Genomic DNA, 12,977 nt, shown 5'->3' with positions numbered 1-12,977 from the left:
CCCACCGCATCCGCAGCATTCCCAAAACAGCTTGACCCTATGCACGGCGCGATTGCTTCCCGCCTTGCTCTCCGCGCAAAGGCGGGGCTAACGTCGCGCAACTTTTGATCGACTGGGCTAGAATTGATGACACGTATCGCCGTCGGCGGCTTCCTGCACGAGACCAACACATTCGCGCCGACCAAGGCGACCTTCGCGGACTTCCAGCATGGCGGCGGCTGGCCGGCGATGACGCAAGGGCCTGATGTCTTGAAGGTGATGCGCCGCATCAATGTGGGCCTCGCCGGTTTCGCCGACAGCGCCGAGGCCAATGGCTGGGAACTCGTTCCGACCATTGCGTGTGGCGCGAGCCCCTCGGCGCATGTCACGGAGGATGCCTTCGAGCGCATCGTGAAGGTGATGGTCGACGGCATCAAGGCCGCCGGCCCGCTCGACGCCGTCTATCTCGACCTGCACGGCGCGATGGTGACCGAGCATCTCGACGACGGCGAAGGCGAGATTTTGGCGCGCGTGCGCCGCGTCATCAGCAAGGATGTTCCGCTGGTCGCAAGCCTCGACCTGCACGCCAATGTCACGCCCGCGATGATGGAACATTCGGACGCGCTGATCGCCTACCGCACCTATCCGCATGTCGACATGGCCGAGACCGGCCGCGCCGCTGCGCGTCACCTCGCCCTGCTTCTGAAGACGAAGCAGCGCTTCGCAAAGTCGTTCCGCCAATTGCCGTTCCTGATCGCGATCAGCTGGCAATGCACCAACGACTTCCCCACCAAGGGCATCTACGAGAAGCTCGCCGCGCTCGAAAGCGATGAGGTTCCGACGCTGTCCTTTGCGCCCGGCTTCCCCGCCGCCGACTTCCGCGATTGCGGGCCGAGCGTGTTCGCCTATGGCAGGACGCAGGACGACGCCGACCGTGCGGCCGATGCGATCGTCAGGCTGATCGAAAGCCACGAGGACGATTTCGACGGCAAGATCTGGTCGCCCGACGACGGCGTGCGCCACGCCATGGAACTTTCGAAGAGCGCGAGCAAGCCGATCATCATCGCCGATACCCAGGACAATCCGGGCGCCGGCGGCGATTCCGACACCACCGGCATGCTGCGCGCGCTGGTGCGCAACAAGGCCAGCGCCGCGACCGGCGTGATCTACGATCCGGAATCGGCGAAGGCCGCCCATGCGGCCGGCGTCGGCGCCACCGTGACGCTGTCGCTCGGCGGCAAATCAGGCATTCCCGGCGACGAGCCCTATCGCGAGACCTTCGTGGTCGAAAAGCTTTCCGACGGCCGCTTCATCGCGCCCGGTCCCTACTATGGCGGCCGCGAGATGGAGATGGGTCCCTCCGCAGCCTTGCGCATCGGCGACGTCCGCGTCGTCGTCTCCTCGCACAAGGCGCAGCTCGCCGACCAGGCGATGTATCGCTATGTCGGCATCGAGCCGACGCAGGAGAAGATCCTGGTCAACAAGAGCTCGGTGCACTTCCGCGCCGATTTCGAGCCGATCGCCGAGAAGCTGATGATCTGCGCCGCGCCCGGCGCGATGCCGGCCGATACCGCCTCGCTGCCCTGGACGCGCCTGCGTCCGGGCATCCGCATCAAGCCGAACGGCCCCGTTTTCACTCCCCCTTCACGCTAACCGGACAGGACCACATGCCCACGATCGACCGCATCGACGGCTATGCCGACGAACTCACCGCCATCCGCCGCGATATCCACGCCCATCCCGAAATCGGCTTCGAGGAAGTGCGCACCTCCGGCATCGTCGCCGACAAGCTGAAGAGCTGGGGCATCGAGGTGCATCGCGGCATCGGCGGCACCGGCGTGATCGGCGTCATCAAGGGCAAGGGTTCGGGCGCCAAGCGCATTGGCCTGCGCGCCGACATGGACGCGCTGCCGATGGAAGAGAACACCAACCTGAAATGGAGCTCGAAGATCCCCGGCCGCTTCCACGGCTGCGGTCATGACGGCCACACCACCATGCTGCTCGGCACCGCGCGCTATCTCGCCGAGACCAGGAACTTCGACGGCACCGTGCACCTGATCTTCCAGCCGGCCGAGGAAGGCCTCGGCGGCGCCCGCGCCATGATCAAGGACGGCCTGTTCGAGAAGTTCCCCTGCGACGAGCTCTATGGCCTGCACAACGCGCCCGACCTCAACCACGGCGAGATCGCGATCCTGCCCGGCCCCGCCATGGCCAGCGCCGACTTCTTCGACCTCCGCATCACCGGCTATGGCGCGCATGGCGCGATGCCCGAGCGTTCCAAGGACGCGGTGATCATCGCGACCACGCTGGCGCAGGCGATCCAGACCATCGTCAGCCGCAACGTCGAGCCGCTGCAGGCCGCCGTCATCTCGATCACCCAGATCCATGCCGGCTCGGCCTATAACGTCATTCCCGGTGATGCGCATCTGTGCGGCACCATCCGCACCTTCTCGAACGAGGTCCGCTCCCTGATCGCCGACCGCATCCGCACGATCTGTGCCGGCATCGCGGCCGCGTATCAGTGCACGATCGAAGCCGACATCCGCGACACGTTCGGCGTGCTGGTCAACCAGGTCGAGCAGTCCAAGGTGGTCGAGGAGGTCGCGCGCACGATCGTCGATCCCGCCAACGTGATCACCCGCACCCAGCCCAAGATGGGCAGCGAGGATTTCGCCGACATGCTGCAGACCATTCCCGGCGCCTATTTCTGGGTCGGCCATGACGGTTCGGTGCCGGTGCACAATCCCGGCTTCGTGCTGGACGACAAGATCCTGCCGATCGGCGCCAGCATGTTCGCGCGCATCATCGAAACGCGTATGCCGGTAGGCTAGCAATGCACAAGAAGAGCCCTGAAGAGACGGTCACCTCCTTGCATGATCTGTCCGCGGTCGATTTGATCGCGGGCTATCGCGCCAAACAGTTCTCGCCGAGCGAGGTGCTGGAGGATTTGCTCGCGCATGTCGCTGCGTGGGAGCCGCATCTGAAGGCGCTCTATGCATTCGATCCCGACAGCGCGCGCGAGGCCGCCAAGGCCTCGACCGCGCGCTGGAGCGGCGGCGAGCCGTCGGGCGCGCTCGACGGCGTGCCCGTCACCGTGAAGGACAACATCGCGACCAAGGGCGTACCGGTGCCGCTGGGTGCCGCCAGCGTCAAGCTGGTGCCGGCCGAGAAGGACGCCCCGCCCGCCGCACGCCTGCGCGAAGCCGGCGCGGTCATCTTCGCCAAGACCACCATGCCCGATTACGGCATGCTGTCATCGGGGCTCTCCTCTTTCCATGCGCTGGCACGCAATCCCTGGGATCTCAGCAAGAATCCCGGCGGCTCCAGCGCGGGCGCAGGCTCTGCTGCGGCGGCCGGCTACGGCCCCTTGCATCTCGGCACCGATATCGGCGGCTCGGTCCGCCTGCCCGCTGGCTGGTGCGGCCTCGTCGGGTTGAAGCCGAGCTTTGGCCGCGTGCCGATCGATCCCGCATATGTTGGCCGCGTCGCCGGCCCCATGACCCGCACCGTCGACGATTGCGCGCTGATGATGAGCGTAATCGCAAAGCCCGACCGGCGCGACGGCATGAGCCTCCCGGCCGAGCCGCTCAACTGGAAGGGGCTGGAGAAGTCTCCGCGCAAATTGCGGATCGGCCTGATGCTCGATGCCGGCGTCGGCCTGCCGGCGGAAAAGCCGGTCCGCGAGGTCGCGGTGAAGGCCGCGAAGGCATTCGAATCCGCAGGTGCGGTCGTTACCGAAGTGGACGGCATCCTCACGCGCGAGATGCTCGATGGTCTCGACAATTTCTGGCGCGCGCGGATGTGGGACGATCTGTCCAAGCTCACGCCGGCCGAACAGGCAAAGGTGCTGCCCTATATCTTCAAATGGGGCGCGTCCGGCGCGAAGCTGTCGGGTGTCGAAGTCATCCGCGGCTTCAACCAGACCATGGCGATCCGCGCCGCCGCGTCAAAACTGTTCTGCGAGCTCGACTATGTGATCTCGCCGACCGCACCGAACGTGAATTATCCGGCGGAGTGGGCTTCGCCCACCAACGATCCGATGAGACCGTTCGAGCACATCTGCTATACCGTGCCGTGGAATATGTCGGAGAACCCCGCCGTCTCCATCAATGGCGGGTTCGATGCCACGGGTTTTCCGATCGGCGTGCAGATCGTCGGCCGCCGCTTCGATGACATCGGCGTGCTCGGCATGGCCAAGGCGTTCGAGGGCCTGCGGGGCGCGCAGAAGCCCTGGCCCAAGCCGCCGGCGCACTGACCGCTTCAATACACTCAGACTGCGACATGGCCGGGGCTTGCTCCGGCCATTGTCGTCTGGATACTCAGGAGAATGGCATGCCCAGTCCGCGCAAGACGGACAGGGGCGCACATGCCTGACGTCTACGCAAGACCGCGTTCAGCAAAGGAAGGAAACCACCCATGGCGTATGAGACGATCAAATACGAGGTCGCCGAGCAGATCCTCACCATCACGCTGAACCGGCCCGACAAGCTCAACGCCTTCAACGCGCAGATGCAGGCCGAGCTGATCGACGCGTTCGACGCCGCCGACAAGGACGACAATGTCCGCGCCATCATCGTCACCGGCGCCGGCCGCGGCTTCTGCGCGGGCGCCGATCTTTCCTCGGGCGCCGACACGTTCGATCGCGACGCGCGGCGCGGCCCCGTCAAGCGCTTTGCCGACGGCAAGGTCGACTACAGCGATCCGCAGGTACGCGACGGCGGCGGCCAGGTCACCTTGCGCATCTTCAAGTGCCTGAAGCCCGTGATCGCCGCGATCAACGGCCCCGCGGTCGGGATCGGCGTCACCATGCAGCTGGCGATGGACATCCGCATTGCCTCGGAGGCTGCGCGCTTCGGCTTCGTGTTCTCCCAGCGCGGCATCGTGCCCGAGGCCGCCTCGAGCTGGTTCCTGCCGCGCATCGTCGGCATCTCGCAGGCGCTGGAGTGGTGCTATTCGGGCCGCGTCTTCCCGGCGCAGGAGGCCCTCGCCGGCCGTCTCGTCAGCAAGGTCGTCGCCCCCGATGATTTGCTGCCGACCGCCCGCGCCCTCGCCAAGGAGTTCGCGGCCAAGACGGCGCCGGTGTCGGTGGCGCTGATCCGCCAGATGATGTGGCGCATGATGGGCGCTGACGATCCCATGGAAGCCCACAAGGTCGACAGCCGGGGCATCTACGCCCGCGGCCGCTCCGACGATGTGAAGGAAGGCGTGGTGTCGTTCCTGGAGAAGCGGCCGGCGCAGTTCAAGAACAAGGTGTCCAGCGATATGCCGGACTATTTCCCGTGGTGGACGGAGCGGGAGTACAAGTAGTTCACCGTCATTCCGGGGCTCGCGAAGCGAGAACCCGGAATCTCGAGATTCCGGGTTCGCCCTTCGGGCGCCCCGGAATGACGGCGATGGAGGTCAATCCATCACCAGCGCCACACGCCCGATCGCCTTACGATCGAGCAACAGCCGCATCGCCTTGGCGTAGTCCTCGAGCGGCAGGCGGTGCGAGATGTTGGGGCGCAGCTTGCCCTCCTCGGCCCAGCGCAAGAGCGCCTTCAGGCGCACTTCGCCAAGCGCCGGATTTTTACGCACGGCCTCGCCGGCGCGCACCCCGAGCACGCTCGCGCCCTTGATCAGCAGCAGGTTGGTCTTGGCCGAGCCGATGCCGCCGGTAAAGCCGATCACCAGCAGCCTTGCGCCCCAGGCGATGCAGCGCATCGAGTTCTCGAAGACTTCGCCGCCGACGGGGTCGAACACGACGTCGGCGCCGCGGCCGTCGGTGATGCGCTTGACGGCATCGCGAAACGGCTCGCGGTCGTAGCGAACGAGATGATCGGCGCCGCGCGATTTCGCGATCGCGAGCTTCTCGTCGCTGGAAGCGGTTGCGATCACGGTCGCGCCCAGCATCTTGCCGATCTCGACGGCGGCCAATCCGACGCCGCCGCCGGCGCCGTGCACCAGCAGCACTTCGCCCGGCTCGACCCGGCCGCGATCGATCAGCGCGTGATAGGCGGTGCCGTGCCCGGCGAGATAGGTCGCGGCCTCCGCATAGTCGAAGGTCGACGGCATCGGCGTGAGCTGCGACGGTGTCACCACCGCTTCATCGGTGAACGCGCCGTGGCGCATCTTCACGATGACCTTGTCGCCGACGACAACGCCCCTCGCCTCCGGCCCCACCTCGGTGACGTCGCCGGCGGCTTCCATGCCGGGCGTGAACGGCAGCTCGGGCTTGAGCTGATATTCGCCGGCCGCCATCAGCACGTCAGGAAAGTTCAACCCGGCGGCACGGATCGCGACGCGGACCTCGCCCGGCTTCAGGACGCGCGATGGAAACTCTTCCAGCCGCAAGGTCTCGGGTGCGCCGAGCGCGCGGCAGACGACTGCGCGCACCATCAGGCCGCGCTCGCCTTGGCACGCGTGAGCGCCTCGCGGATCAGCGGCAGGCGATCATTGCCGAAATACATATCCGTCTTGTTCACGAAGATCGTCGGCGAGCCAAAGCCGCCACGCGCCACGACCTCCTCCGTATTGGCCTTGAGCTGATCCTTGATGCCCTGCTCGGCAATGCCGGCAAAGAACTTCGGCGCGTCGATGCCGACCTTGGTGCAGATCTCGGCCAGCACTGCATCCTGCGAGATGTCCTTGTCGCCGCCCCAATAGGCCTCGAACACGGATGTGGCGAACGGGACCATGTCCTTGCCGAGCCAGATGCAGCCGCGCATCGCCTTGACGCTGTTCACCGGAAACACCGTCGGCGGCATCTTGATCGACAGGCCCGCGGAACGTGCCCAGTCGGCAAGATCCTTCTTCATATAGCGGGCCTTCAGCGGCACCGGCGTCTCGCGCTGGGCATAGACGCTGGGATTGACCGTGTTGAAGATGCCGCCGACCAGGATCGGCCGCCAGACGATCTCGGCCCCGAGCTCTTTCGCCAGCGGCTGGATGTTGTGGAAGGCGAGATAGGTCCAGGGGCTAGAGCAGTCGAAGAAGAATTCGATCATGGCGTTTCCTTTGTCATGTTTTGTCTCGCTCCATTCTCGTCATTGCGAGCGAAGCGAAGCAATCCAGTCTGCTCCCGCGGAAAGATTCTGGATTGCTTCGTCGCAAGGGCTCCTCGCAATGACGAGGAGGGAGCGGAGGCCTACTTCCTTCCCAGCACTTCCTTCGCACGCTGGCCGAACATGATCTTGCGTGATTCCTCGTCGAACGGCTCTTTCACGAACTTTCCGATCGCGAGCCCCGCCTGCACCTGCGGCCTGGCGCGCACTTCGGCGTACCAGCGCTTGACGTTCGGGTAGTCGTCGAGCGTGAAGCCCTGCGCCTTGTGGGTCATGGTCCAGGGGAAGCAGGCGATATCGGCGATGGAATAGTCGCCGGCGACATAGGCGCCGGTCTTGGCCAACTGCCGGTCGAGAACGCCGTAGAGCCGCGCCGCCTCGTCGCGATAGCGCTCGATCGCGTAAGGAATCTTCTCGGCCGCATAGAGCGCGAAATGGCCGTGCTGGCCGAGCATCGGCCCGAGGCCCGCCATCTGCCACATCACCCATTGGATGGTGGTGGAGCGGCCGCGCAGATCCGCCGGCAGCAAGCGGCCGGTCTTCTCCGCCAGATAAATCAGGATCGCGCCGGTCTCGAACGCCGAGAACGGCGCGCCGCCATCGGCGGGATCGTGATCGACGATCGCGGGAATGCGGTTGTTGGGGGAGATCGCCAGAAACTCAGGCGCGAACTGCTCGCCGGCGCGGATATTCACCGGGATCACCCGATAGGGAAGCCCGAGTTCCTCCAGCATGATCGAGATTTTCCAGCCGTTCGGCGTCGGCGCGTAATAGAGGTCGATCATGACCTGTCCCTTGGTCTTCCCTTTGGTCGCTTATTTTGGCCTTTTCGTCGGCCTTCCCCGTCGCCGCCGCCGGAATAGAGAGCGACTTTCGTTGTTCTGTACCTCGACGTTAGGACATGGCAGGAAGGGGCGCAACTGAACCTGCCGGGAGGGCCGCCATGCTGTTTCCAACCACGATCGCCGGCTCCTTGCCGAAGCCCGAATGGCTCGCTGAGCCCAACATGCTCTGGGCGCCCTGGAAGTCCGAAGGCGACGAGCTGCTCCGCGCCAAGCGCGACGCGACGCTGATCTGGCTGAAGATCCAGGAGGACGCCGGCATCGACATCCTCACCGAGGGCGAGCAGGCCCGGCAGCATTTCGTGCATGGTTTCCTGGAGAAGATCGAGGGCATCGATTTCGCCCACAAGGTCGAGATGGGCATTCGCAAGGACCGCTACAAGGCGATGGTGCCGCAGGTGGTCGCCCCGCTCCGGCTCAAGGGCCGCGTCCATGCCTTCGAGGCGCAAGCGGCCCGCGCGCACACGAAGAAGAAGCTGAAATTCACCCTGCCCGGCCCGATGACCATCATCGACACCATTGCCGACCGCTACTACGGCGACCGGGTCAAGATGGCGTTCGCCTTCGCCGAGCTGCTCAACGAGGAAGCCAAGGCGTTGCAGGCCGATGGCGTCGATCTCGTGCAGTTCGACGAGCCCGCCTTCAACGTCTACATGGACGAGGTCAACGACTGGGGCATCAAGGCGCTGGAGCGCGCCGCGCAGGGGCTGACCTGCACCACCGCCGTGCACATCTGCTACGGCTACGGCATCAAGGCCAACACCGACTGGAAGGAAACGCTCGGCGGGCAGTGGCGGCAGTACGAGCAGATCTTCCCGGCGATCGACGCCAGCCCGATCCAGCAGGTCGCGATCGAGTGCCGCAATTCGAAGGTGCCGCTAGACCTGCTCGCGCTTCTGAAGAACAAGATCGTGCAGGCCGGCGTGATCGACGTCGCTAGCGACACGGTCGAGAGCGCCGAGGACGTCGTGAAGGTGATCGACGCGGTGTCGAAATTCGTGCCAAAGAGCAACATCATCGCCACCACCAATTGCGGCATGGCGCCGATGCGGCGCGACATCGCCGAAGCCAAGCTGATGGCGCTCGGCGCCGGCGCCGCGCTGGCGCGCGAGAAGCTGGGCTGATGATGGTGGCCCGGGCCGTACTCGTCGCCGCAGCGCTCGCGGCGATCGCCTTGCCTGCGCGCGCGGAGGATCGCTCCGTGCTCGCCAACTGCAAGGCGATGGTGCAGCGTGCGGAGAAGACCGCGGGCACGGCAAGCGACGCTGAGCTTGCTCGCTGCCGCCAGATCATCCGCGAATGGGCCTTGCGCGATGCGCGGACGACCGTGGACGAAGAGGGTAAGCCGCTGCGCTAGTCCAGGGCCGTCGGATGCAGCAGCGGTCTGTATCCGGCGACGAACGCGCGCAGCGTGGATGGCGGCGTAAGCAGCATCGGGTTCGCCAGTTCGCGCTCAACGCGGACGTAACCGGCCAGAGACCACAGCAACGGCCTGCCCTGCGTCACGAGAAAGCTCTCTTCGCCCTGCTGCACCATCGCGCCGTCGGGCAATTCCGAGAGCGGCACGGGCAGCGCGTGCAGCCGTTTCTTGCCACGATCGAGCCGCTCCCGATGCAGCACGGCATCCATCGCCTTCGCACTCACATTGCCCACGCCATTGCCCTGCTCCCACGCTGCGCGAAAGCGCTTCGCATCCTCGCGGCGGCAGAAGAAGCAGGGCCGGTGTCCCGCCGCGAAGGCGGTGGCCTCGTCGAGGAAGAACAGCTCGGTCCAGCTCCGCCGCGCCATCACCGGCCGCCGCCATCCCCGGAATTCGCACAGGCAGGTGATCCAGGCCGGCGTCGACCAGCGCTTGTTCAACAGCGTCTTCGTCGCGGGATCGTGGATGATGCCGCGGTTGCCGGTGAACAGGCCGCGGTGCGTGGTGGCGACGATCTCGCCGGTGGGAGTGACGCGGTTCTGCAGGGGCATGGCCGTCTCCACCCGTCATTGCGAGCGAAGCGAAGCAATCCAGAAATGCATCCGCGGAAGCAGTCTGGATTGCTTCGTCGCCAGTGCAAAATTGCTTCGCAATTTTGTCACGGGCTCCTCGCAATGACGGGAAGACTCACGCCGCTCCGTCGCGCAGCGGCGGGTGATAGGACAGCGCGGTGTCCCAGGGGAAGAAGATCCAGGTGTCCTGCGAGACCTCCGTGATGAAGGTGTCGACCAGCGGGCGTCCCATCGGCTTTGCGTAGACCGTGGCGAAATGCGCATCGGGCAGCATCTCGCGCACCATCCTGCCGGTCTTGCCGGTGTCGACGAGGTCGTCGACGATCAAAAGCCCCTTGCCGGTACCGCCGCCGAGCTTCATTGCCTGTTCAGAGATGCCCTTGAGCACCTGCAGCTCGCCCTGCTTGTTGTGGTCGTAGCTGGCGATACAGACCGTATCGATCACGCGCACCCCTAACTCGCGCGCCACGATCGCGGCGGGCACCAGGCCGCCGCGGGTGATCGCGATCACCGCATGGAACGGGCCGACCTCGTTGAGGCGCCAGGTCAGCGCCCGGCAATCCCGGTGGAACTGGTCCCACGAGACCGGAAAGGCCTTGCCGGCCCGTTCCTGCGCGCTCAGTTCCGGTGCGTCACCAGCCATTGTCGTCTCCTGCCATTGATCTGCGGGCAGTTGTCTCTGCTAGCGGGTGATGTTCAATCCCGCCAGCATTTCCTTCACCGCCGCCATCGCGGCCGAGAGCTTGTCCGGATCGCGCGAGCGCACCACCAGATTGGTGTTGGGCTTCTGCTCTTCGTCCATGAAGGGATAGCTGCCGATGATGGTGTCCGGGTGGGCCGCCGCGATCGCCCGCAGCGGGCTGCCGATGTCGCCTTCCCGCGCATTGGCGCGAACCGATTCGGAGAGCATGCGCACGCCCGACTTCAGCTTGGGCGAGACGATGTCCATCATCGCCTGCATGATCGAGGGCACGCCGGCCATCACGATGACATTGCCGATCTTGAAGCCCGGGGCGAGGATGGTCGCGCTCTGGATCAGCTCGGCGCCGTCGGGAATCCGGGCCATGCGCAGGCGGGCCTCGTTGAGGTCCTGCTCGCTCCAGCGCTCGCGGAAACGGGCAACCACCTCCGGATGGTGATCGATGCCGACGCCGAACGCCTTGGCGACGCTGTCGGCGGTGATGTCGTCATGGGTCGGCCCGATGCCGCCGGTGGTGAAGACGTAGGTGTAGCGATGCCGCAGTGCATCCAAGGCGGCGATGATGTCGGGCTCGTCGTCGGAGACGACCCGGACTTCCTTCAGGTCGATGCCGATATTGGTCAGGTACTCGGCGATGAAGCCGATATTCTTGTCCTTGGTCCGGCCGGACAGGATTTCGTCCCCAATGACCAGAATGCCCGCCGTGACGATCTCGCTCATGCCTTAAGTCCCTCACCTATGCCTAGACTTTGCCGAGGTAACGCGTTGAAGTCACGCGGTTTTGCTGCCGAAATAAGCAGTCCTCAGCCATTTTTTCAGGCACGTCGCCATCCGTCCCCGCTAAATCCTGCCAGTCCATGCTTATCGCGCTGGCCCGGCCCTTGCTACCACATGAAAGTCATGCACTGTTGATGCATGGCCACAGGACGTTGCGGTCTTCACCAGGGGCCGGCGGCCTGTCCAATGGCGCAACGCCTTGCGGAGACAAGTCGGGATCTATGGCAGTCGCGTTTGATGAAATGAACATTCCAGGCGGGGACCTTCGCCCCGCCTATCAGGAGCTGGCACGCTGGCTCAAGGAGACGCCTCCCGAGGCGCTCGAATATCGCCGCCAGGAAGCCGAGCTCCTGTTTCGCCGCATCGGCATCACCTTCGCCGTCTACGGCGACTCCGAGTCCACCGAACGCCTGATCCCCTTCGACGTGATCCCCAGGATCATGTCCGGCAAGGAATGGGCGCTGCTGGAGAAGGGCCTGAAGCAGCGCGTGAAGGCGCTGAACATGTTCCTGCGCGACATCTACCACGGCCGCGAGATCCTGCGCGCCGAGATCGTGCCCGACGACCTGATCTTCCAGAACCCGGTGTTCCGCCCCGAGATGAACGGCCAGCAGGTGCCGCACGACGTCTACGTGCACATCGCCGGCATCGACATCATCAGGGTCGATGCCAACGACTTCATCGTGCTCGAGGACAACGCCCGCACACCCTCCGGCGTGTCCTACATGCTGGAAAACCGCGAGATCATGATGCGGCTGTTTCCGGACCTGTTCGCCCGCCACAAGGTGGCGCCGGTCGAGCGCTATCCGGACGAGCTGCTGTCGGCACTCCGTTCGGTCGCGCCGCACAGCGCCTCGAGCGAGCCGACCGTCGCCCTGCTCACGCCGGGCGTCTACAACTCCGCCTATTACGAGCACTCGTTCCTCGCCGACAAGCTCGGCATCGAGCTGGTCGAAGGCCGCGACCTCGTCGTCAAGAACAACGAAGTGTTCATGCGCACGACGGAAGGGGTGAAACGGGTCGACGTGATCTATCGCCGCGTCGACGACGACTTCCTCGATCCCCTCACCTTCCGGCCCGACTCCGCGCTCGGCGTGCCCGGGCTGATGTCGGCCTATGCGGCCGGCAACATCACGCTCGCCAACGCCGTCGGCACCGGCATCGCCGACGACAAGGCGATCTACTCCTACATGCCGGAGATCGTGAAATTCTACCTCGGCGAGGAGCCGGTCCTGAAGAACGTGCAGACCTGGCGCTGCCGCGAGCCGAAGGATCTCGCTTACGTGCTGGACAATCTCGGCGATCTCGTCGTCAAGGAAGTGCACGGCTCCGGCGGCTACGGCATGCTGATCGGCCCCGCCGCGACCAAGGCGACGATCGAAGCCTTCCGCGAGAAGCTCAAGCGCGAGCCGGAAGGCTTTATCGCCCAGCCGACGCTGGCGCTCTCGACCTGCCCGACCTGCACGGCGTCGGGCCTTGCGCCGCGCCACGTCGACCTGCGGCCCTTCGTGCTCACCGGCAGCAAGCACACCACCATCGTGCCGGGCGGACTGACCCGTGTCGCGTTGAAGGAAGGCTCCCTGGTGGTGAATTCGAGCCAGGGCGGCGGCACCAAAGACACCTGGATTCTGGACGAGTAGAGAG

13 protein-coding genes are annotated in these 12,977 nt (G+C 65.3%); 7 read left to right on the top strand and 6 right to left on the bottom strand.

Annotated features, from left to right (window positions below):
* Positions 1-126: 126 nt before the first annotated feature.
* The 4 genes from JQ617_RS01265 to JQ617_RS01250 all read left to right on the top strand — a co-directional run bounded on the left by JQ617_RS01265 (position 127) and on the right by JQ617_RS01250 (position 5,286).
* Positions 127-1,632, top strand: coding sequence for a M81 family metallopeptidase (locus JQ617_RS01265; RefSeq protein ID WP_212023780.1), 1,506 nt, complete (start codon positions 127-129; stop codon positions 1,630-1,632).
* A gap of 14 nt (positions 1,633-1,646) precedes the next feature.
* Positions 1,647-2,810, top strand: coding sequence for a M20 aminoacylase family protein (locus JQ617_RS01260; RefSeq protein WP_212023778.1), 1,164 nt, complete (start codon positions 1,647-1,649; stop codon positions 2,808-2,810).
* A 2-nt stretch (positions 2,811-2,812) separates the two neighbouring features.
* On the top strand, positions 2,813-4,234 hold the full coding sequence (locus JQ617_RS01255; RefSeq protein WP_212023776.1) for an amidase: 1,422 nt from the start codon (positions 2,813-2,815) through the stop codon (positions 4,232-4,234).
* A 161-nt stretch (positions 4,235-4,395) separates the two neighbouring features.
* Positions 4,396-5,286 carry a crotonase/enoyl-CoA hydratase family protein gene (locus JQ617_RS01250; protein ID WP_145660782.1) on the top strand — a complete coding sequence of 297 codons (891 nt, stop codon included), beginning with the start codon at positions 4,396-4,398 and terminating at the stop codon, positions 5,284-5,286.
* Between the two features lie 93 nt (positions 5,287-5,379).
* On the opposite strand, the gene JQ617_RS01245 is transcribed toward JQ617_RS01250, so the two are convergent.
* From JQ617_RS01245 to JQ617_RS01235, 3 genes are all read right to left on the bottom strand, one after another.
* Positions 5,380-6,357 (bottom strand): NADPH:quinone oxidoreductase family protein, encoded by a 978-nt coding sequence (locus JQ617_RS01245; RefSeq protein WP_212023774.1) that lies wholly within the window; start codon positions 6,355-6,357, stop codon positions 5,380-5,382.
* A complete protein-coding gene (locus JQ617_RS01240) occupies positions 6,357-6,965 on the bottom strand; it encodes a 2-hydroxychromene-2-carboxylate isomerase (RefSeq protein WP_212023772.1) in 609 nt (202 codons plus the stop codon). The genes JQ617_RS01245 and JQ617_RS01240 overlap by 1 nt, the downstream gene beginning before the upstream one ends.
* 140 nt (positions 6,966-7,105) lie before the next feature.
* Positions 7,106-7,807: a glutathione S-transferase N-terminal domain-containing protein gene (locus JQ617_RS01235; RefSeq protein ID WP_212023770.1), complete on the bottom strand. Its 702-nt coding sequence runs from the start codon at positions 7,805-7,807 to the stop codon at positions 7,106-7,108.
* 158 nt (positions 7,808-7,965) lie between these two features.
* On the opposite strand from JQ617_RS01235, the gene JQ617_RS01230 reads away from it, so the two are divergent.
* Both JQ617_RS01230 and JQ617_RS01225 read left to right on the top strand, forming a co-directional pair.
* Positions 7,966-8,988: a methionine synthase gene (locus tag JQ617_RS01230; RefSeq protein WP_212023768.1), complete on the top strand. Its 1,023-nt coding sequence runs from the start codon at positions 7,966-7,968 to the stop codon at positions 8,986-8,988.
* On the top strand, positions 8,988-9,221 hold the full coding sequence (locus tag JQ617_RS01225) for a hypothetical protein (protein ID WP_249156572.1): 234 nt from the start codon (positions 8,988-8,990) through the stop codon (positions 9,219-9,221). Before JQ617_RS01230 ends, JQ617_RS01225 begins: the two co-directional genes overlap by 1 nt.
* Here the strand turns inward: JQ617_RS01225 and JQ617_RS01220 are convergent.
* The 3 genes from JQ617_RS01220 to JQ617_RS01210 form a co-directional block, all read right to left on the bottom strand.
* Positions 9,218-9,835, bottom strand: coding sequence for a hypothetical protein (locus JQ617_RS01220; protein ID WP_212023766.1), 618 nt, complete (start codon positions 9,833-9,835; stop codon positions 9,218-9,220). The genes JQ617_RS01225 and JQ617_RS01220 overlap by 4 nt on opposite strands.
* A 136-nt stretch (positions 9,836-9,971) precedes the next feature.
* A complete protein-coding gene (gpt, locus tag JQ617_RS01215; protein ID WP_212023764.1) occupies positions 9,972-10,499 on the bottom strand; it encodes a xanthine phosphoribosyltransferase in 528 nt (175 codons plus the stop codon).
* A 39-nt stretch (positions 10,500-10,538) separates the two neighbouring features.
* A complete protein-coding gene (locus JQ617_RS01210; protein ID WP_063682553.1) occupies positions 10,539-11,276 on the bottom strand; it encodes a competence/damage-inducible protein A in 738 nt (245 codons plus the stop codon).
* Between the two features lie 278 nt (positions 11,277-11,554).
* On the opposite strand from JQ617_RS01210, the gene JQ617_RS01205 reads away from it, so the two are divergent.
* On the top strand, positions 11,555-12,973 hold the full coding sequence (locus JQ617_RS01205; RefSeq protein ID WP_145660794.1) for a circularly permuted type 2 ATP-grasp protein: 1,419 nt from the start codon (positions 11,555-11,557) through the stop codon (positions 12,971-12,973).
* Positions 12,974-12,977: the final 4 nt, after the last annotated feature.

The sequence above is a fragment of the Bradyrhizobium sp. KB893862 SZCCT0404 genome, from assembly GCF_018130885.1.
Classification (GTDB): domain Bacteria; phylum Pseudomonadota; class Alphaproteobacteria; order Rhizobiales; family Xanthobacteraceae; genus Bradyrhizobium; species Bradyrhizobium stylosanthis.
The sequence above is the reverse complement of the archived record's forward strand: the minus strand, read 5'-3'. Positions and strand labels throughout refer to the sequence as shown.